Raw genomic sequence first — 19,153 nt, forward strand, 5'->3', positions numbered from 1 at the left:
TCGATATGCGGCTCCGCCGCGGGGGCGCGATCGACCACGGCGAACCCGCGGCCGCCCACGACGGAAAGCACCCGCCACCTCCGCCTGCCAGACTGAACCCGTCAGTCACCCACCACCAAGGACCCCAGATGACCCGCGTGATCGCCGGCAAGGCCGGCGGACGTCGCCTAGCCGTCCCGCCGGGAACAGGCACCCGCCCCACCTCCGACCGCGCGCGCGAGGGCCTCTTCTCCACCTGGCAGTCCCTGCTGGGCGGCCCCCTGGACGGCGAGCGGGTCCTCGACCTGTACGCCGGTTCCGGCGCCGTCGGCCTGGAGGCACTGTCGCGCGGCGCGGGCCACACCCTGCTGGTCGAGGCCGACGCCCGGGCGGCCCGCACGGTGCGGGAGAACGTCAGGAACCTGGGCCTGCCGGGCGCCGAGGTCCGGGCGGGCAAAGCGGAACAGATCATCCGTGACGCCCGGCCGGAGCAGCCGTACGACCTCGTCTTCCTCGACCCGCCGTACCGAGTCACAGATCACGATCTTCGCGAGATTCTGCTCACACTCCGCTCGGAGGGGTGGCTCGCCGACGACGCCCTCGTCACCGTTGAGCGCAGCACCAGAGGCGGGGAATTCGTATGGCCGGACGGCTTCGAGCCGCTGAGGTCCCGGCGCTACGGAGAGGGAACGTTTTGGTACGGTCGCGCCGCCTCTACGTGCGAAGACGCACCATGACCGGACCGGAGAGCGAGGGAACTCAAGTGCGCCGCGCCGTCTGTCCCGGGTCGTTCGACCCGATCACCAACGGACACCTCGACATCATTGCCCGCGCCTCCCGTCTCTACGACGAGGTCTACGTCGCGGTGATGATCAACAAGGCCAAGAAGGGCCTGTTCGAGATCGACGAGCGGATCGATCTGATCCGCCAGGTCACCTCCGAGTACGCCAACGTCCGCGTCGAGGCCTTCCACGGCCTCCTCGTCGACTTCTGCAAGCAGCGCGACATCCCCGCGATCGTCAAGGGCCTCCGCGCGGTCAGCGACTTCGACTACGAGCTTCAGATGGCCCAGATGAACAACGGCCTCACGGGTGTCGAGACGCTGTTCGTGCCGACCAACCCCACCTACAGCTTCCTGTCGTCCTCGCTGGTCAAGGAGGTCGCGGCATGGGGCGGAGACGTCTCCCACCTGGTGCCGCAGGTGGTCCTGGAGGCCCTCACCGAGCGGCTGCGCCAGGACTGATCCCCTGACGTCCCGTCACCCGGTGTCCACCACGCGCCCCATGGCCGTACAGTCGTCCCGTCCGTCTCCAACACAGCTGTAGAGAGTGGCGAGCACACGGTGGACGTGCAGAAGAAGCTCGACGAGATCGTCGCGGCGGTCTCCAGTGCCCGGTCGATGCCGATGTCGGCCTCGTGCGTGGTCAACCGCGCCGAACTGCTCTCCATGCTGGAGGAGGTGCGCGCGGCGCTGCCCGACTCCCTCGCCCAGGCGCGGGAGCTGATCGGCGGCCGTGAGCAGATGGTCGAGCAGGCCCGCCAGGAGGCCGAGCGGATCATCCAGAGCGCGCACGCCGAACGCGGCTCCCTGATCTCCGACACCGAGGTCGCCCGCCGCGCCCAGGCCGAGGCCGACCGGATCCTCGCCGAGGCCCGCCAGGAGGCCGAGGAGGTCCGCGCCGAGGCCGACGAGTACGTCGACTCCAAGCTCGCCAACTTCGAGGTCGTGCTCACCAAGACGCTCGGCTCGGTCGGCCGCGGCCGCGAGAAGCTGCTCGGCACCGGCCCCGGCCTCGACGAGCAGGGCTACGCGGACGAGGACGCCCCGGAGCGCAGCCACGACCCGGAGACCCTGCGCCGTACCGCCGACGAGTACGTGGACGCCAAGCTCGGCGCCTTCGAGGCGGTCCTCGCCAAGACCCTGGAGGCCGTCGGACGCGGCCGGCAGAAGCTGCACGGCCGGATCGCCACCGACGACCTCGGCGCCCTCTCCGACGATCTCGGCACGGTCCAGCACTCCAGCGACGCCGACTACCTGGCCGACCTCGCCGCCCTCGCCGAGCAGGACGCCCAGGCGGAGCAGCCCGCCCGGCAGCAGCAGCCGGCCGAGCCGGAACCGGCGTACGGCTATCAGCAGCAGCCGGACCCCTACGGCGGCTACCAGCAGGGCTACGGCCAGCACGACCCCTACGGCTACCAGCAGGCCGACCCCTACGCCTATCAGGGCTACGACGCCCAGCAGGCCGCCTACGTGCCGCAGCAGGCCCAGCAGGCCCAGCAGGCCCTCCAGCAGGTCCCGCCTCAGCCGTCGCAGCCCCCGCAGGCCCAGCAGGGCTACGCCCTGGACGAGACCAGCCTCTTCGACACCAGCATGATCAGCGCCGAGCAGCTGAGGGCGTACGAACAGGGACGCGGCAACGGCTGACCCCGCGGATTGGGCCCAGAGCGAAAGGTCCAGTATCCTGGCTCTTCGGTCGCGCGTACGTTCGCGATCAGCGCTGCCCGGGAACACCGAAGGGCGGCGTCCGTCCGAGCTCGGAAGATCGAAAGCAGGAATGGCTCCTCACGCCCGCCTCGACCACCGCAACCCTCTCGTGTTCGACACGCACGAGCTGGGCCGGCGTCCAGGCGCGCTGCAGCGCCTGACCCGCGAGATCTCCGCCCCCCGGGACCTCGGTATCCAGGGAGTCATCGGAGTGCCGGAAGGCAACCCGGTGGAGCTCGAACTCCGACTCGAGTCGGTCATGGAAGGGGTGCTCGTCACAGGCACCGCCCGTGCAACGGCCGAGGGGGAGTGCGTAAGGTGTCTGGAGCCGCTGGAGCTCGAGCTCGAAGCGGACTTCCAGGAGATGTTCTCGTACCCTGACGCCGACGACCGGGGCCGTGTGAAAGCGGAACCGGCCGACGACGCCGAGGAAGACGAGGACAGGCTCTTTCTCGAGGACGGCCTGTTCGACCTCGAACCTGTGCTGCGTGATGCGGTGGTGCTCGCACTGCCGATGCAGCCGGTGTGCCAGGAAGACTGCCCGGGCCTGTGCTCCCAGTGCGGAGCGCGGCTGGCGGACGACCCGGACCACCACCACGACGCCGTCGACATCCGTTGGGCGGCATTGCAGGGACTCGCCGGTTCACTCGAAGACGGCGAGAAGGACGAGATGAGCGGCGCCGAAGCGGGCGTCGACGAGAAGCAGGAGAAGTAGCCGTGGCTGTTCCGAAGCGGAAGATGTCGCGCAGCAACACGCGCCACCGCCGGTCGCAGTGGAAGGCTGCGGTCCCCACCCTGGTTGCGTGCGAGCGCTGCCACGAGCCCAAGCAGCAGCACATCGCGTGCCCGTCGTGCGGCACCTACAACAAGCGCCAGGTCCTCGAGGTCTGAGCGGCTGGTGAGAGGCACTGTGTCCACGCCGAAGAAAAACTCTGCGGACAACCAGGCCTCGTCCCACACGCTTCTGGAAGGGCGGCTCGGCTACAAGGTCGAGTCCGCCCTTCTGGTGCGAGCGCTGACCCACCGTTCCTACGCGTACGAGAACGGCGGTCTGCCGACGAACGAGCGGCTGGAGTTCCTCGGGGACTCCGTGCTCGGCCTCGTCGTCACGGACACGCTGTACCGCACCCACCCCGACCTGCCCGAGGGCCAGCTGGCCAAGCTCCGGGCCGCGGTGGTCAACTCGCGCGCGCTGGCGGAGGTGGGACGAACGCTGGACCTCGGCTCCTTCATCCGGCTCGGCCGTGGTGAAGAGGGCACGGGCGGCCGGGACAAGGCGTCCATCCTCGCCGACACCCTCGAAGCGGTGATCGGCGCTGTCTATCTCGACCAGGGCCTGGACTCGGCGGCGGAGCTGGTGCACCGCCTGTTCGACCCGCTGATCGAGAAGTCCTCCAACCTCGGCGCCGGCCTGGACTGGAAGACTTCCCTCCAGGAGCTGACCGCGACCGAAGGCCTCGGCGTGCCCGAGTACCTGGTCACGGAGACCGGCCCCGATCACGAGAAGACCTTCACTGCTGCCGCCCGCGTCGGAGGCGTCTCGTACGGCACCGGCACCGGCCGCAGCAAGAAGGAGGCCGAGCAGCAGGCCGCGGAGTCCGCCTGGCGGGCCATCCGCGCCGCGGCGGACGAGCGTGCCAAGGCGGCGGGCGTCAACGCCGTCGACATCGCTCCGGCCACCGGGGAAGGCGAAGCCGACACCTCGTCGGCGAACGCCTGACACCAAGGACTGAGCGCCCGCCCCCATATCCCTGGGGCGGGCGCTCGTCTCATCCATCGGTTTCCACGGGGGTTGCCATGCCCGAGTTGCCCGAGGTCGAGGTCGTCCGACGCGGCCTGGAGCGGTGGGTCGCCCACCGGACCGTCGCCGACGCCGAGGTGCTGCACCCGCGTGCGGTGCGCCGGCACGGTGCCGGTGCCGACGACTTCACACACCGCCTCAAGGGCCACCGGATCGGCGTCCCGAGCCGGCGCGGCAAGTATCTGTGGCTGCCCCTGGAGGACACCGGACAGGCCGTCCTCGCGCACCTCGGCATGAGCGGCCAGCTGCTGGTCCAGCCGCACGAGGCCGCCGACGAGAAGCATCTGCGCATCCGGGTGCGCTTCACCGACGCCCTCGGCACGGAACTCCGCTTCGTCGACCAGCGCACCTTCGGCGGACTGTCACTGCACGACACCACCCCGGACGGCCTGCCCGACGTCATCGCGCACATCGCCCGTGACCCCCTCGACCCGCTGTTCGACGAGGAGGCCTTCCACCAGGCGCTGCGCCGCAAGCGCAGCACCATCAAGCGGGCCCTGCTCGACCAGTCGCTGATCAGCGGCGTCGGCAACATCTACGCCGACGAGGCGCTGTGGCGTGCCCGCCTCCACTACGACCGCCCGACCTCCACCTTCACCCGCCCGCGCACCCGGGAACTGCTCGGCCACGTCCGGGACGTGATGAACGCGGCGCTCGCGGTCGGCGGCACCAGCTTCGACAGCCTGTACGTCAACGTCAACGGCGAGTCCGGCTACTTCGACCGGTCCCTCGACGCGTACGGCCGTGAGGGACTGCCCTGCAAGCGGTGCGGTACGCCGATGCGCCGCCGTCCGTGGATGAACCGCTCCAGCTACTACTGCCCGCGCTGTCAGCGCCCGCCGCGCGTCTCGTCGTAGCGCTCACGGGCCGCGAGGACGTCGTCCATGCGGCCCTCCACGAAGTGGATGAGGCTCATCAGCCGCTCGGTGACCTCGCGGCCGAGGGGGGTCAGTTCGTAGTCCACCCGGGGCGGGTTGGTCGGCTGGGCCTCGCGGTGCACCAGCCCGTCGCGCTCCAGCGCCTGCAGCGTCTGGGACAGCATCTTCTCGCTCACGCCGTCGACCCTGCGGCGCAGCTCGTTGAACCGGAACGAGCCGCCGTGCAGCGCCCCCAGGGTGAGCGCGCCCCAGCGTCCCGTGACGTGCTCCAGCGTGCCGCGCGAGGGGCAGGCCTTGGAGAACACGTTGTACGGGAGGTCCTGCTCCGGCGCGTACCCCTGCGTGGTCGTCATGCGTCCAGCTTAGGGGATTGCAGCGCAAACTTAGGGGTTGCGCTTTCTAAAAGTTAGTGCTCTGCTGGTGCGTGCCGCCGGTGCCGTCCCCCGTCGCCGGTGTCCTGCCGCCGGTGCCCTGTCGGACCGCCCGGCGGCTCCCGTTCGCGTCCCCGAAGGAGCACTTCCGTGACCACCCCCGTCGTCTCCATCGCCTACCACTCGGGCTACGACCACACCACCGTCCTCGCCGAGGCCGTCCGCGCCGGCGCCGCCGAGGCCGGTGCCGAGGTGCACCTGATCAAGGTGGACGAGATCACCGACGAGCAGTGGGCGGTGCTCGACCGCTCCGACGCCATCGTCTTCGGCTCGCCGACCTACATGGGCACCGCCTCCGGCGCCTTCCACGTCTTCGCCGAGGCCACCTCCAAGCGCTGGTTCGGCCAGGACTGGAAGGACAAGCTGGCCGCCGGCTTCACCAACTCCGGCGCCAAGAGCGGCGACAAGCTGCACACCCTGCAGTTCTTCCAGATCCTCGCCGCGCAGCACGGCATGCACTGGGTCAACCTCGGTCTGCACCCGGGCTGGAACAACAGTGCCGGCTCCGAGAACGACCTCAACCGCCTCGGCATCTTCGCGGGCGCGGGCGCCCAGACCAACATCGACGAGGGCCCGGACTCCGTCCACAAGTCCGACATCGCGACCGCCGAGCACCTGGGCCGCCGGGTTGCCGAGACCGCGCGGGTGTTCGTGAAGGGTCTCGCGGCGGTGTGACGGCCGGGGCCGGCGCCGGAGAAGCCGGCTCGGTCCGAGTGACCTGTCAGGGGCTGGAGTCGGGCAGCTCGGCGGCGAGAGCCACTGCTTCGCTGGGCATGGCGTTACCCATCCTCCGTACGTCACCGGGCCCGCCGGCCTTCCCCGCGGCCGTGGTGGCAGCCTCCTGATACAGCTGCTTGTCGACGTGGTTGGCCAGCCATTTGGCCCCGCCGACGCCGACGAGGAGCGCACCCGCGACGCCCGATGCGGTGACGCCGTAGCTGAACCGGTAGGGGTTGCCCTCGTCCCCGAGGATGGCTGCGCCGCTCAACGGCCCGTACAGCCCCCAGGACGCGAAGGCGGCGATGGCGCCCACCAGCATCTGTCCGAGGAGCCCGGGCCTGTAGATGGTGTGACTGTTCCCGGGGGAGCGCACCGGGTACGGGAAGACGAACCCTCGGTCCTCGGAGAGCAGCGCGCTCCCGATCCCGCCGACGGCCCCGAAGGCGGCGATTGAAAGACCGACCTGCCACGCCTGCATGCCCGCTACCTCCCGATAGATGCCCTAGAGGTAACCGCTCGTGGCGAAGATGGCAAACCGGGACACAGGGGGTGTGTCGGGCCTCGGCGGGAGCCCTGACGCAGTGCCCGGGCCGCCGTCGGGTCGTGTCAGTAGCCGAAGTCCTGCGTCCACCAAGGCCCGCCCGAGCCGAAGTGCACGCCGACGCCCAGGGTGGTGAACTCGCAGTTCAGGATGTTGGCGCGGTGGCCGGGGCTCTTCATCCAGGCGTGCATGACGGCCGCCGCGTCGGCCTGGCCGCGGGCTATGTTCTCGCCGCCGAGGTCGCTGATGCCGGCCTTCTCGGCCCGGTCCCAGGGGGTCGCCCCGCCGGGGTCGGTGTGGTCGAAGAAGCCGCGGGTCGCCATGTCCTCGCTGAAGTCGCGGGCCAGCTTCGACAGCGCGCTGTTCGCGGCCAGGGGGCGGCAACCGGCCTTCGCCCGCTCCTCGTTGACCAGCTTCAGCACCGCCGCCTCGGCGGCCGCCTCCTGGGAGACGGTGACCGGGGCGCTCTGCTCCGGTGCCTTGGTCGGCGTACGCGACGGCGTCTGCGTCGGGGTCGGCTTCGGCTTCTTCGAGGGGGTGGCCGACGGCGTCTGCGAGGGCTTCGCGGACGGCTTCTCGGTGGTCGGCGACGCCGACGGGCTGGAGGGGGGCGCCGAGGGCGAGGCGGAACCCTGGGTGCTCCCGCCGGCCGGGGTGTCGCCGGTCTGGGTCTCGGCGGTGCCGGAGGTGCCGCCGAGCGGGCCCCCGGTGTTGCCGGCGCCGCCGTCGGTGGCCTGCACCTTGTCGCCGCCGCTGCCGCCGAGCGTGTAGTTCTCGCCGCCGGGCAGCACGCCCGCGGCGACGGCGACCGCACCGATGGCGACGGCCGCGGAGACGCCGAGCAGTCCGGTGCGGACCGGCGTCACGGTCTTCTTCCTGCGGCGGTGCGAGCGCCCGGGCCGGGGCCCGCCGTCGGGGCTGAAGCCGTCGGCGGCCGGCAGGACCGCGGTGTCGGCGGCGGAGCCGGCGTCGTCCGTGGCGAAGAGGTAGGCGTCGCTGCGGGCCTGCACCTCCGCGTAGGCCTCGGGGTTCAGGTAGGGCGCGATGCCCGGCTCGGGGTGACCGCCCGCCTGGGTGCGGCGCGGGTCACCGGTCCCGGTGCCCGAGCCCGGTACCGGCGTGCTCCCCGTGGCGCGGCCCGTGGCGGCGCGGCCGGCGTCGGAGCGTCGGTGGCGTCCCATGTACTGGCCTTCCTCGTCCCTGGTGCTCGTCCTCGCGGTCGACTCGTCCGGCGGTCAACCAAACCCACCCGATCGGGTGACTTTCATATGAGATGGGTTTGGGGCTGGACGGTACCGCATGACGGTGGGGGAGGAAGTGTCCGGAGAGACATTGCCCGGTTAGGTTGCACCTATGAGCGAGGATGTGCGGCTGGTCGCCTGGGTGCGTGGAAACGTGCAGGGCGTGGGTTTTCGCTGGTTCACGCGCGCCAAGGCGCTCGAGATCGGCGGCCTGAGTGGTTTTGCTCTCAATTTGGCCGATGGCCGTGTCCAGGTGGTCGCGGAAGGGGCGCGTGAGGGCTGTGAGGGACTGCTGGGCTGGCTCCAGGGTGACGACACGCCCGGGCGGGTGGACGGCGTCACCGAGATCTGGGACACACCCCGCGGCGGCTACGACGGCTTCGCGATCCGCTGATCCTGAACCGGCCGGCGGCTCCGGCGCGCGGGTGGGACATGCCGGGGGCAGCTGCCCGGCAGGAAAAGTCCCAGGTGGTTGCCAAGAAGCCCTTGCCGTGGCAGGCTCCGCACGGAAAGATGATCGCCACGCCCTGAGGCCCCGCAGGAGTCGCAGCGCCGCCGCTTCACGGCCGCGCGCCCCCGGGTCGCCCGTCAATACGGGGCGTGATCGTGTTGACCGTCAAACTTTTTGGTGAGACGCTGAAAGCCCCGCGCACCTTAGCTGTTTGGCATGGATGAACGGCAGCAATAACTCCAAAGTGCCAAGCACCGCGGGTGCGAATCCCTCACGACCCACACCGCTTCGGTCGGTCACTCATTGTGGAGGACCATCCATCATGGCAAAGGCGCTTCTCGGTTACGTCGGCGGCTCCGACCCTCGACTCCTCGCCGAGATGCGACGGCTCCAGCAGCGCGTCCAGGACCTGGAATCCGAGATCGTACGGATTCAGGCGGAGAAGGACGCGCTGGCGGCTGCCGCTTCTCACCACGACAGGATCATGGAGAGCGTCGACGCACACCAGGCGGAGCCTGCGCTCACCTGATCACTGCATCGCACAACGACACGCAGTGGTTGGGCTGCCCGTATCAACCGCTCTGTTGTCAGAAGTTGCAAGGGACGCTCCGGCGTCCCTTCTTTCTTTCCCCCGCGCATCCTTTCAGCTTCTTTAACGTTTGGTCTGCCCTGCGCGTTCACCGGTGAAACCGCGCGTTCATGGAGTGAGACTTCCCCGGAAGGTAGAGTCCAGCGGCGTGCACCTCAAGGCCCTGACCCTCCGTGGGTTCAAGTCGTTCGCCTCGGCCACCACGCTCCGGTTCGAGCCGGGCATCACGTGCGTCGTCGGACCGAACGGCTCGGGCAAGTCCAATGTCGTGGACGCGCTCAGCTGGGTCATGGGTGAACAGGGCGCCAAGTCGCTGCGCGGCGGAAAGATGGAGGACGTCATCTTCGCCGGCACCACCGGCCGCCCCCCGCTGGGCCGCGCCGAGGTGTCCCTGACCATCGACAACTCCGACGGGGCCCTCCCCATCGAGTACGCCGAGGTCACCATCACGCGGATCATGTTCCGCAACGGCGGCAGCGAGTACCAGATCAACGGCGACACCTGCCGCCTCCTCGACATCCAGGAACTCCTCTCCGACTCCGGCATCGGCCGCGAGATGCACGTCATCGTCGGCCAGGGCCAGCTCGACTCCGTACTGCACGCCGACCCCATGGGCCGCCGCGCCTTCATCGAGGAGGCGGCGGGCGTCCTCAAGCACCGCAAGCGCAAGGAGAAGGCGCTGCGGAAGCTGGACGCGATGCAGGCCAACCTCGCACGCGTGCAGGACCTCACCGACGAGCTGCGCCGCCAGCTCAAGCCGCTCGGCCGGCAGGCCGCGGTCGCCCGGCGCGCCGCCGTCATCCAGGCCGACCTGCGTGACGCCCGGCTGCGCCTCCTCGCCGACGATCTCGTACGACTGCGCGAGGCACTCCAGGCCGAGGTCGCCGACGAGGCCGCGCTGAAGGAACGCAAGGAGGCCGCGGAGCAGGAGCTGCGCAAGGCGCTCCAGCGGGAGGGCCTGCTGGAGGACGAGGTCCGCCGGCTCACCCCGCGCCTGCAGCGCGCCCAGCAGACCTGGTACGAGCTGTCCCAGCTCGCCGAGCGGGTGCGCGGCACGATCTCGCTGGCCGAGGCGCGGGTGAAGAGCGCCACCTCCGCACCACTGGAGGAGCGGCGCGGCCGCGACCCCGAGGACCTGGAACGCGAGGCCGCCCGGATCCGCGAGCAGGAGGCCGAGCTGGAGGCGGCCCTTGAGGCGGCGCAGCGGGCGCTGGAGGACACGGTCGCGCACCGTGCCGAACTGGAGCGCGAGCTGGCTGCCGAGGAACGCCGGCTGAAGGACGCCGCGCGGGCCATCGCCGACCGGCGCGAGGGGCTGGCCCGGCTGAACGGCCAGGTCAACGCCGCCCGGTCGCGCGCGGCCTCCGCGCAGGCCGAGATCGACCGGCTGGCCGCCGCACGCGACGAGGCGCAGGAGCGGGCCGTCGCCGCGCAGGAGGAGTACGAGGCGCTGCGGGCCGAGGTCGACGGGCTCGACGCGGGCGACGCCGAGCTGGCGGAACGGCACGAGGCGGCGAAGGCGCGGCTGGCCGAGGCGGAGGCCGCGCTGACCGCGGCCCGCGAGGCCCTCACCACGGCCGAGCGCAGCCGGGCCGCCACTCAGGCCCGGCACGAGGCACTGGCCCTGGGCCTGCGCCGCAAGGACGGAACCGGCGCGCTCCTCGCCGCGCAGGATCGTCTCAGCGGACTGCTCGGCCCGGCCGCCGAACTCCTGTCCGTCACCCCGGGCTACGAGGTCCCCCTCGCCGCGGCCTTCGGCGCCGCCGCCGACGCGCTCGCGGTGACGACCCCCGCCTCGGCCGCCGAGGCGATCCGCCTCCTGCGCAAACAGGACGGCGGCCGGGCGGCCCTACTGGTCGCCGGCCCACCGGAGGAAGCGGCAATCGCCGGGCCGGCGGCAGGAATCGCCGGGCCACCGGAGGAAGCGGCAATCGCCGGGCCGGCGGCAGGAATCGCCGGGCCACCGGAGCACGCGGACCCGGCGGGGCGCCGCGACCTCCGGCCCGCCGCGGCGGAGCTGGCTGGCGCCGCGGGAAGCGGAACGGCGTTCGACCGCCTCGCGGCGGGGGCGGGCGTCGGCTCCTCCGTCGGTGGCACCGGCACCCACCCTGGGGCGGGGAGCGGAGCGGCTTCCGACGGCCTCGCTGCGGGGCCTGGTGCCAGCCCCTCCGCCGACGGCTCCGGCACTCATCCCGGCGCGGGAAGCGGCGCGGTGTCCGACGGTCTCGCCGCGGGTGCCACCGCCGGCTCCTCCGCCGACGGCTCCGGCACTCATCCCGGGGCGGGAAGCGGCGCGGTGTCCGACGGTCTCGCCGCGCGTGCCACCGCCGGCTCCTCCGCCGACGGCTCCGGCACTCATCCCGGCGCAGGAAGCGGCGCGGTGTCCGACGGTCTCGCCGCGCGTGCCACCGCCGGCTCCTCCGCCGACGGCACCCGCATCCACCCCGGCGCCGGCAGCGCACCGGCGTCCAACCACCTCGCCGAGCGAGCCACCCCCCACTCCACCCCCATCCCCACCAACGCAACCCCCGCCGCCGACCTGGTCCGGGCCCCCGCCGAGCTGGTGCCCGCCGTGCGGCGTCTGCTGCGCGGGATCGTCGTCGTGGCGACGTTGGCGGACGCCGAGGAGCTGGTGTACGCGCGGCCCGAGCTGACCGCGGTGACCGCCGAGGGCGATCTGCTCGGGGCGCACTTCGCGCAGGGCGGGTCCGCCGGGGCGCCGAGTCTGCTGGAGGTGCAGGCCTCCGTGGACGAGGCCGCCGCCGAGCTGGCGGAGCTGGCGGTGCGGTGCGAGGAGCTGACACAGGCGCAGCGGGCTGCCGCCGAGCGGCGTACCGAGACCGCCGCGCTCGTCGAGGAGCTGGGGGAGCGGCGGCGGGCCGCCGACCGGGAGAAGTCGGCCGTGGCCCAGCAGCTCGGCCGGCTCGCGGGGCAGGCGCGGGGCGCCGCGGGTGAGGCGGAGCGGTCCGTGGCCGCCGCCGCGCGGGCGCAGGAGGCGCTGGACAAGGCGCTCCAGGAGGTCGAGGAGCTGGCCGAGCGGCTCGCCGTGGCCGAGGAGATGCCGTTCGAGGAGGAGCCGGACACCTCGGTCCGGGACCGTCTCGCCGCCGACGGCGCCAACGCGCGGCAGACCGAGATGGAGGCCCGCCTTCAGGTCCGTACGCACGAGGAGCGGGTCAAGGGGCTGGCCGGGCGGGCCGATTCGCTCGACCGTGCCGCCCGCGCCGAGCGGGAGGCACGCGCGCGTGCCGAGCAGCGGCGGGCCCGGCTGCGCCATGAGGCGGCCGTCGCCGAGGCCGTCGCCTCGGGTGCCCGGCAGCTGCTCGCGCACGTCGAGGTGTCCCTGGCCCGCGCGGAGCGGGAACGTGCCGCCGCCGAGGCGGCGAAGGCCCGGCGCGAGCAGGAGCTGGGCGCCGCCCGCACCCGGGGCCGTGACCTCAAGGCGGAGCTCGACAAGCTGACCGACTCCGTGCACCGGGGTGAGGTGCTGGGTGCGGAGAAGCGGCTGCGGATCGAGCAGCTGGAGACCAAGGCGCTGGAGGAGCTGGGCGTGGAGCCCGCCGGGCTCGTCGACGAGTACGGCCCCCATCAGCCCGTACCGCCGTCCCCGCCCGCCGAGGGCGAGGAGCTGCCCGAGGACCCGGAGCATCCCCGCAACCAGCCGAGGCCGTTCGCGCGTGCCGAGCAGGAGAAGCGGCTGAAGGCGGCCGAACGGGCGTACCAGCAGCTCGGGAAGGTGAATCCGCTCGCCCTGGAGGAGTTCGCGGCGCTGGAGGAGCGCCACAAGTTCCTCAGCGAGCAGCTGGAGGACCTGAAGAAGACCCGCGCGGACCTGCTCCAGGTGGTCAAGGAGGTCGACGAGCGGGTCGAGCAGGTCTTCACCGAGGCCTACCGGGACACCGCGCGGGAGTTCGAGGGCGTCTTCAGCCGGCTGTTCCCGGGCGGTGAGGGACGGCTCGTGCTGACCGACCCGGAGAACATGCTCACCACCGGCGTGGACGTCGAGGCGCGTCCGCCGGGCAAGAAGGTCAAGCGGCTGAGCCTGCTCTCGGGCGGGGAGCGGTCGCTGACGGCCGTGGCGCTGCTGGTGTCCATCTTCAAGGCCCGGCCCAGCCCGTTCTATGTGATGGACGAGGTCGAGGCCGCGCTCGACGACACCAACCTGCAGCGGCTCATCCGGATCATGCAGGAGCTGCAGGAGGCCTCGCAGCTCATCGTCATCACGCACCAGAAGCGGACCATGGAGGTCGCCGACGCGCTGTACGGCGTCTCCATGCAGGGCGACGGTGTGTCGAAGGTCATCAGCCAGCGGCTGCGTTGATCGCCCGATTCGGGGCACCGGTCTACACCACTGTCCACCTGTCTCTCTCTTGATCACTTCAAGAAGTGAACGCAAGCCTGACACGCCGTGGCTAAAAATTCACAGGTCTTGGTCTATTGACTTCGAAACCTGAAGGCATAGTCTCTGCAACGTCGCTTTTACCTTCAGGTTTGAGCGGCGTGAACTTCGCCCCCACGCCGGCAGCGTTGCCGGTGGCCCGAGGAGTTACCCACGTGACCAGCACAGCGCAGGCACCTCAGTCAGGAGCCAAGTCGGCGCACCCCGAACATCTCGGGCACGTCGTCTTCATCACCGCCGCAGCCGCCATGGGCGGATTCCTGTTCGGCTACGACAGCTCTGTCATCAACGGTGCCAACGGCGGCATCCAGGACCGCTTCGATCTCAGCTCGGGCGCCACCGGAACCGTCGCCGCCTGCGCCCTGCTCGGCAGCGCCGTGGGTGCCGCCGTCGCGGGCCGGATCGCCGACCGGATCGGCCGTATCCGCGTCATGCAGATCGCCGCGGTGCTGTTCGCGGTGAGTGCCGTGGGCTCCGGTCTGCCGTTCGCCGCCTGGGACCTCGCCGCCTGGCGGGTGCTCGGCGGCATAGCCATCGGTATGGCCTCGGTCATCGGCCCGGCCTACATCGCCGAGGTCGCCCCGCCCGCCTACCGGGGCCGGCTCGCCTCGTTCCAGCAGGCCGCCATCGTCATCGGCATCGCCGTCTCGCAGCTCGTCAACTGGGCCATCCTCAACCTGGCCGACGGCGAGGAGCGCGGGCAGGTCGCCGGGTTCGAGGCCTGGCAGTGGATGCTCGGCGTGATGCTCGTGCCGGCCGTGATCTACGGCCTGCTCTCCTTCGCCATCCCCGAGTCCCCCCGCTACCTGATCAGCGTGGGCCGTATCGCCGACGCCAAGAAGGTGCTCGCCGACGTCGAGGGCGACATCGACCTGGACGCCCGCGTCACCGAGATCGACACGGCGATGCGCGGCGACCACAAGTCCACCTTCAAGGACCTGCTCGGCGGCCGCTTCGGCCTGCTGCCGATCGTCTGGATCGGCATCGGCCTCTCCGTCTTCCAGCAGCTGGTCGGCATCAACGTCATCTTCTACTACTCGAACCTGCTGTGGCAGTCCGTCGGCGTCGACCCGTCGAGCTCCTTCTTCTACTCGTTCGAGACCTCGATCATCAACATCATCGGCACCGTGATCGCGATGATCTTCGTCGACCGCATCGGCCGCAAGCCGCTCGCGCTCATCGGCTCGGTCGGCATGGGCATCTCGCTCGCGGCGGCCGCCTGGTCCTTCTCCTTCCAGAACGGCAACGACCCGCTGCCCACCGCGCAGGGTTACGTGGCGCTGATCGCCGCCAACGCGTTCGTGCTGTTCTTCGCCCTGTCCTGGGGTGTGGTCGTCTGGGTCATGCTCGGCGAGGTCTTCCCGAACAAGATCCGCGCGGCGGCGCTCGGTGTGGCCGCCTCGGCCCAGTGGATCGCCAACTGGGTGATCACCATCACCTTCCCGGACCTCTCGGAGTGGAACCTGTCGCTCACCTACGTCATGTACGCGGTGTTCGCCTTCCTCTCCATTCCGTTCATCCTCAAGTTCGTGCCCGAGACCAAGGGCAAGAAGCTGGAGGAGATGGGCTGATCCGGCCCCTCGAGAACTCGAGGAGACGGGCCAAGTCCCCGCTGCCCGCTCCTCGACACCCGTAAGACGTACTGCCCCGGCTCAGACACCGAGCCGGGGCAGTACGTCTTCGCACAGCAGCCGCAGGCTGCGCCAGCCCTCGTCCACCGGCATCCCGCCGACCAGCGGATGCAGCACCAGCTGGTCCGCGCCCCGCGCCACGCACTCGTCGGGGGTGAGCACCCGGTAGACGCCCTCCGCGCGCAGCTCGTCCACGGTCCCGGCCGCCGACCGCACCGCCGAGCGGATGCCCGCGCCCTGCCAGGAGGCGTACGTCCGCGCCTCGTGCAGGAAGTGTTCGCCGTACGCCGCCCAGACGCGGTCCGGGTCCTCGGCGAGGTGCAGCAGCGGCGTCTCGGCGGCGGGCATCATCGTCCAGCCCCGCGTGCCGTACTCCACCAGCCGCTCCTTGTAGTACGCCTCCAGTTCCGGCAGATGCGCGCTGGGGAAGAAAGGCAGGCCGAGCCGGGCGGCGCGGCGGGCGGCGGTCCGCGAGGAGCCGCCCACGAGCAGCAGGGGGTGCGGCTCGGTGAAGGGGCGCGGGGTGACCCGTACCGTACGGCCCCGGTAGGCGAACTCCTCGCCCGTCCAGGCCCTGAGCGGGGTCTCCAGCAGCTCGTCCTGGAGCCGGCCGCGCCGCGCCCAGGCCACCCCCGCGCATTCGTACTCCTCGGCCCGGTAGCCGATCCCGGCGACGGTCACCAGCCGGCCGCCGCTCAGCAGGTCCAGTACGGCGATGTCCTCGGCGAGGCGCAGAGGGTCGTGCAGCGGGCCGATGGCGGCCGACACGGTGACCGTGATCCGCCGGGTCGCGCCCGGTACCGCGCCCGCGAAGACGAACGGCGAGGGCAGCCAGTCGTCGGCGACGCCGTGGTGCTCCTCCGTCTGCACGGTGGTGACACCGCGGGTGTCGGCGTACGCGGCCATCTCCAGCGCGGCCCGGTAGCGGGCGCCGAGCGAGGCGGGGGTGGCGCGGGGCTCGACCGGGTTGGAGCGGACGACCGTGACGGGCATGGGAAGTCCCCCTCCGGTGCGGATCGGTGGAGGGGGACAGCAGCTGACGGTACGTCAGATGGCCATGACCGCGTTCCGGCGGTTCCCGGACACCGGCCGACGGCTCGGGCGCCGACCGGTGATGCTCGGCGTCGGCCGCTTCGTCAGGCGCGGGTCGCCGTGAGCTGCCCGGAAGCCTCCGCGGGCGCCGCGGGCGCGGCGGCCGTCGTCGACGGCGTCACCGCCGGCTTCGGGAGGGCCAGGTACAGCAGGCCCGAGATCACGATCGTGGCGACCCAGCCGAGGCCGTACTCGCCGATCACGTTGTTCGTGGCGAGCGGGCCGGTGAACCAGTCCGACGTGGTGAACAGCAGGCCCGCGACCAGGCCGACCGCCCAGGCGGTCACCGCGGCGGGGGAGAAGCCGCCCCGGTACCAGTAGGCGCTGGTCCGCGTGGTGTCGGCCATGGCCCGGCCGTCGTACTCCGTGCGCCGCAGCATGTCCGCGCCGAACACGCCGACCCAGGCGGAGAACGCCACCGCCAGCAGGGACAGGAAGGCGATGAAGGAACCCATGAAGCTCGTCGCCACCAGCATCAGCACCCCGCCGAACACCAGCGAGATCAGGGCGTTCACCGACACCGCCCAGTGCCGCGGCACCTTGATGCCGAGGGTCTGCGCGGTGAAGCCCGCCGAGTACATCGACATCGCGTTGATCAGCAGCATGCCGATCAGCGCGATCAGCAGGTACGGCACCGCGATCCAGGTCGGCAGGATCTCGCCGAGGAAGGAGACCGGGTCGGCGGCCGAGGCCAGGTCCGGCGTGGACACCGCCATCACCGCGCCCATCAGGACCATCGGCAGCACGACGACACCGGCGCCGCCCACCGCCGTGCCCACGATCGCCTTCGACGACGCGGTACGCGGCAGATAGCGGGTGAAGTCCGGCGCGGACGGGATCCAGCTGACGCCGCCCGCCGCGATCATGCCGATACCGGTGATCACCGCGGCCGTGGAACCGGCGGAGTGGTCCAGCACCTTCGACCAGTCCGTGTTCACCGCCAGATAGCCGAGGACCAGCACCGAGAACGCGCCGAAGAGGTAGGTCGCGTACTTGTTGCACTTCTGCACGGCGTTGATGCCGAGCCCGGAGATCGCGAACGTCGCGACCACGAACGCCAGCAGCGTCACCATGTCCAGCACGCTGTTCGCGCCGATGCCGAACACGATGTCCAGGATGGTGAGCATGGCGTAGGCGCCGGTCACCGCGTTGATCGTCTCCCAGCCCCAGCGGGCGACCCAGATCAGCGAACCGGGCAGCAGGTTGCCGCGCTGCCCGAAGACGGCGCGGGACAGCGCCATGCCCGGCGCGCCGCCCCGCTTGCCCGCGATGCCGATCAGCCCGACCAGCCCGTACGACACGAGAGGTGCGACGGCGGCGACGACCAGCGCCTGCCAGATGTTGAGGTGGTATGCGACGACCAGGCTGGCGCCCATGGTGAGCAGCAGCACGCTGATGTTGGCGCCCACCCAGGTGGGGAACAGCTCGCGGGTCCTGGCGGTGCGTTCGTCGTCCGGTACCTGCTCGATACCGCGGGTTTCGAGAGCGCCTTCGGCCTCGGCGGTCTTGCTCATGAAGAACATGCCTAGCGGTGGGGGGACGGGGGATGACGGGACTCTACGCGCGTTGACGCGGTCTGTGCCATTGTACTTTGGTCCGACTCGCACCCACAGGTGTCTTTTGTCTCTCGGAGGAAGCCACAAGAAGGGTCCGGGGGACCCCCATGGCCGATACTGGACGCGTTATGGACATCGTCATCCTTGCTGTAGTCATCGCCGTGGTCGTGCTCGGCGCGCTCGGCGGGCTCATCGTCGGCAGCCGGCGGAAGAAGTCGCTGCCCCCGCCGCCCCCCACGACGCCCGACCTCACCGCACCTCCGGCCGAGCCGCACGTCGGCGACGAGGCCGAGACGCCTAAGGAGGAACCGCGCCGGACGATAGAGGAGGTGGACCTCCCGGACGGCTCGGCCCCGACCGCCGTCGAGGAGCCTCCCGTCGTCGAGGAGCCCCTTGTCGAGGCTCCCCCGATCGAGATCCCGGAACCCACCGCCGGACGCCTGGTGCGGCTGCGCGCCCGGCTGTCCCGCTCCCAGAACGCCCTCGGCAAGGGCCTGCTCACGCTGCTCTCGCGCGAGCACCTGGACGAGGACACCTGGGAGGAGATCGAGGACACCCTGCTCACCGCCGACGTCGGCGTCCAGCCCACCCAGGAGCTGGTCGAGCGGCTGCGCGAGCGGGTGAAGGTGCTCGGCACCCGTACCCCCGCCGAACTGCGCGGTCTGCTCCGCGAGGAGCTGCTCACGCTGGTCGGCACCGACTTCGACCGCACCGTGAAGACCGAGCCCGAGGGCCGCAAGCCCGGCATCGTGATGGTCGTCGGCGTCAACGGCACCGGCAAGACCACCACCACCGGCAAGCTCGCCCGCGTGCTGGTCGCCGACGGCAACAGCGTCGTCCTCGGCGCCGCCGACACCTTCCGCGCGGCCGCCGCCGACCAGCTCCAGACCTGGGGCGAGCGCGTCGGCGCCCACACCGTGCGCGGGCCCGAGGGCGGCGACCCCGCCTCCGTCGCGTTCGACGCGGTCAAGGAGGGCAAGGAGATCGCGGCCGACGTCGTGCTCATCGACACCGCCGGCCGGCTCCACACCAAGACCGGCCTCATGGACGAGCTCGGCAAGGTCAAGCGCGTCGTCGAGAAGCACGCCCCGCTCGACGAGGTGCTGCTCGTCCTCGACGCCACCACCGGTCAGAACGGCCTGGTGCAGGCCCGGGTGTTCGCCGAGGTCGTCGACATCAGCGGCATCGTGCTCACCAAGCTCGACGGCACCGCCAAGGGCGGCATCGTCGTCGCCGTCCAGCGCGAGCTGGGCGTCCCGGTCAAGCTGGTCGGGCTCGGCGAGGGCGCGGACGACCTCGCGCCGTTCGAGCCGGAGGCGTTCGTCGACGCCCTCATCGGAGAGTGACCCCCGCCCACGC

18 protein-coding genes are annotated in these 19,153 nt (G+C 71.3%); 13 read left to right on the plus strand and 5 right to left on the minus strand.

Features of this window, described 5'->3' with window-relative positions; translation table 11 throughout:
• Positions 1-5: 5 nt before the first annotated feature.
• From rsmD to mutM, 7 genes are all read left to right on the plus strand, one after another.
• On the plus strand, positions 6-716 hold the full coding sequence (rsmD, locus tag AMK31_RS15765; RefSeq protein ID WP_274535965.1) for a 16S rRNA (guanine(966)-N(2))-methyltransferase RsmD: 711 nt from the start codon (positions 6-8) through the stop codon (positions 714-716).
• Positions 713-1,222, plus strand: a complete 510-nt coding sequence (gene coaD, locus AMK31_RS15770) for a pantetheine-phosphate adenylyltransferase (protein WP_073941141.1) — start codon at positions 713-715, stop codon at positions 1,220-1,222. Before rsmD ends, coaD begins: the two co-directional genes overlap by 4 nt.
• Before the next feature lie 99 nt (positions 1,223-1,321).
• The gene (locus tag AMK31_RS15775) at positions 1,322-2,404 is read left to right on the plus strand and encodes an ATP synthase F0 subunit B (protein ID WP_073941142.1); all 1,083 of its coding nucleotides are present in this window, start codon (positions 1,322-1,324) and stop codon (positions 2,402-2,404) included.
• 130 nt (positions 2,405-2,534) lie between these two features.
• A complete protein-coding gene (locus AMK31_RS15780; RefSeq protein WP_073941143.1) occupies positions 2,535-3,179 on the plus strand; it encodes a YceD family protein in 645 nt (214 codons plus the stop codon).
• 2 nt (positions 3,180-3,181) lie between these two features.
• A complete protein-coding gene (gene rpmF, locus AMK31_RS15785; protein WP_003951102.1) occupies positions 3,182-3,355 on the plus strand; it encodes a 50S ribosomal protein L32 in 174 nt (57 codons plus the stop codon).
• A 19-nt stretch (positions 3,356-3,374) separates the two neighbouring features.
• On the plus strand, positions 3,375-4,184 hold the full coding sequence (gene rnc, locus AMK31_RS15790; protein ID WP_073941144.1) for a ribonuclease III: 810 nt from the start codon (positions 3,375-3,377) through the stop codon (positions 4,182-4,184).
• A gap of 77 nt (positions 4,185-4,261) precedes the next feature.
• Complete coding sequence (gene mutM, locus AMK31_RS15795; RefSeq protein WP_073941145.1) at positions 4,262-5,122, plus strand: bifunctional DNA-formamidopyrimidine glycosylase/DNA-(apurinic or apyrimidinic site) lyase; 861 nt, start codon at positions 4,262-4,264, stop codon at positions 5,120-5,122.
• Here mutM and AMK31_RS15800 read toward each other — a convergent pair.
• Positions 5,095-5,496, minus strand: coding sequence for a winged helix-turn-helix transcriptional regulator (locus tag AMK31_RS15800; protein ID WP_073941146.1), 402 nt, complete (start codon positions 5,494-5,496; stop codon positions 5,095-5,097). The two genes, mutM and AMK31_RS15800, sit on opposite strands and share 28 nt — an antisense overlap.
• Positions 5,497-5,664: 168 nt before the next feature.
• On the opposite strand from AMK31_RS15800, the gene AMK31_RS15805 reads away from it, so the two are divergent.
• Positions 5,665-6,249 (plus strand): flavodoxin family protein, encoded by a 585-nt coding sequence (locus AMK31_RS15805; protein ID WP_073941147.1) that lies wholly within the window; start codon positions 5,665-5,667, stop codon positions 6,247-6,249.
• Positions 6,250-6,295: 46 nt separating this feature from the next.
• Here AMK31_RS15805 and AMK31_RS15810 read toward each other — a convergent pair whose 3' ends face one another.
• Positions 6,296-6,772, minus strand: coding sequence for a hypothetical protein (locus AMK31_RS15810; protein ID WP_073941148.1), 477 nt, complete (start codon positions 6,770-6,772; stop codon positions 6,296-6,298).
• 128 nt (positions 6,773-6,900) lie between these two features.
• Positions 6,901-8,016: a CAP domain-containing protein gene (locus AMK31_RS15815; protein ID WP_073941149.1), complete on the minus strand. Its 1,116-nt coding sequence runs from the start codon at positions 8,014-8,016 to the stop codon at positions 6,901-6,903.
• A 172-nt stretch (positions 8,017-8,188) separates the two neighbouring features.
• Between AMK31_RS15815 and AMK31_RS15820 the strand changes: the two genes are divergently transcribed.
• The 4 genes from AMK31_RS15820 (at position 8,189) to AMK31_RS15840 (ending at position 15,086) form a co-directional block, all read left to right on the plus strand.
• Positions 8,189-8,470, plus strand: a complete 282-nt coding sequence (locus tag AMK31_RS15820) for an acylphosphatase (RefSeq protein ID WP_073941150.1) — start codon at positions 8,189-8,191, stop codon at positions 8,468-8,470.
• A 379-nt stretch (positions 8,471-8,849) separates the two neighbouring features.
• Positions 8,850-9,056 (plus strand): hypothetical protein, encoded by a 207-nt coding sequence (locus AMK31_RS15830; protein ID WP_073941151.1) that lies wholly within the window; start codon positions 8,850-8,852, stop codon positions 9,054-9,056.
• Positions 9,057-9,264: 208 nt separating this feature from the next.
• Positions 9,265-13,437 (plus strand): AAA family ATPase, encoded by a 4,173-nt coding sequence (locus AMK31_RS15835; protein WP_073941152.1) that lies wholly within the window; start codon positions 9,265-9,267, stop codon positions 13,435-13,437.
• 233 nt (positions 13,438-13,670) lie between these two features.
• Entirely contained in the window at positions 13,671-15,086 is a 1,416-nt protein-coding gene (locus tag AMK31_RS15840; RefSeq protein WP_073941153.1) for a sugar porter family MFS transporter, read from the plus strand.
• An 81-nt stretch (positions 15,087-15,167) separates the two neighbouring features.
• Here AMK31_RS15840 and AMK31_RS15845 read toward each other — a convergent pair whose 3' ends face one another.
• Together AMK31_RS15845 and AMK31_RS15850 are read right to left on the minus strand one after the other, a co-directional pair.
• Positions 15,168-16,139 (minus strand): LLM class flavin-dependent oxidoreductase, encoded by a 972-nt coding sequence (locus tag AMK31_RS15845; protein WP_073941154.1) that lies wholly within the window; start codon positions 16,137-16,139, stop codon positions 15,168-15,170.
• Positions 16,140-16,282: 143 nt separating this feature from the next.
• A complete protein-coding gene (locus AMK31_RS15850; RefSeq protein WP_073941292.1) occupies positions 16,283-17,752 on the minus strand; it encodes a cytosine permease in 1,470 nt (489 codons plus the stop codon).
• A 170-nt stretch (positions 17,753-17,922) separates the two neighbouring features.
• On the opposite strand from AMK31_RS15850, the gene ftsY reads away from it, so the two are divergent.
• Entirely contained in the window at positions 17,923-19,140 is a 1,218-nt protein-coding gene (gene ftsY / locus AMK31_RS15855) for a signal recognition particle-docking protein FtsY (protein ID WP_073941155.1), read from the plus strand.
• Positions 19,141-19,153 lie beyond the last annotated feature (13 nt).

This window comes from Streptomyces sp. TSRI0107 (assembly GCF_001905845.1).
Classification (GTDB): Bacteria; Actinomycetota; Actinomycetes; order Streptomycetales; family Streptomycetaceae; genus Streptomyces.

Bases quoted from the DNA above. Each gene is read 5' to 3' on its own strand.
- rsmD (WP_274535965.1), top strand. From the start codon at position 6: ATGCGGCTCCGCCGCGGGGGCGCGATCGACCACGGCGAACCCGCGGCC.
- coaD (WP_073941141.1), top strand. From the start codon at position 713: ATGACCGGACCGGAGAGCGAGGGAACTCAAGTGCGCCGCGCCGTCTGT.
- AMK31_RS15780 (WP_073941143.1), top strand. From the start codon at position 2,535: ATGGCTCCTCACGCCCGCCTCGACCACCGCAACCCTCTCGTGTTCGAC.
- mutM (WP_073941145.1), top strand. From the start codon at position 4,262: ATGCCCGAGTTGCCCGAGGTCGAGGTCGTCCGACGCGGCCTGGAGCGG.
- AMK31_RS15800 (WP_073941146.1), bottom strand. From the start codon at position 5,496: ATGACGACCACGCAGGGGTACGCGCCGGAGCAGGACCTCCCGTACAAC.
- AMK31_RS15810 (WP_073941148.1), bottom strand. From the start codon at position 6,772: ATGCAGGCGTGGCAGGTCGGTCTTTCAATCGCCGCCTTCGGGGCCGTC.
- AMK31_RS15815 (WP_073941149.1), bottom strand. From the start codon at position 8,016: ATGGGACGCCACCGACGCTCCGACGCCGGCCGCGCCGCCACGGGCCGC.
- AMK31_RS15820 (WP_073941150.1), top strand. From the start codon at position 8,189: ATGAGCGAGGATGTGCGGCTGGTCGCCTGGGTGCGTGGAAACGTGCAG.
- AMK31_RS15830 (WP_073941151.1), top strand. From the start codon at position 8,850: ATGGCAAAGGCGCTTCTCGGTTACGTCGGCGGCTCCGACCCTCGACTC.
- AMK31_RS15845 (WP_073941154.1), bottom strand. From the start codon at position 16,139: ATGCCCGTCACGGTCGTCCGCTCCAACCCGGTCGAGCCCCGCGCCACC.
- AMK31_RS15850 (WP_073941292.1), bottom strand. From the start codon at position 17,752: ATGAGCAAGACCGCCGAGGCCGAAGGCGCTCTCGAAACCCGCGGTATC.
- ftsY (WP_073941155.1), top strand. From the start codon at position 17,923: ATGGACATCGTCATCCTTGCTGTAGTCATCGCCGTGGTCGTGCTCGGC.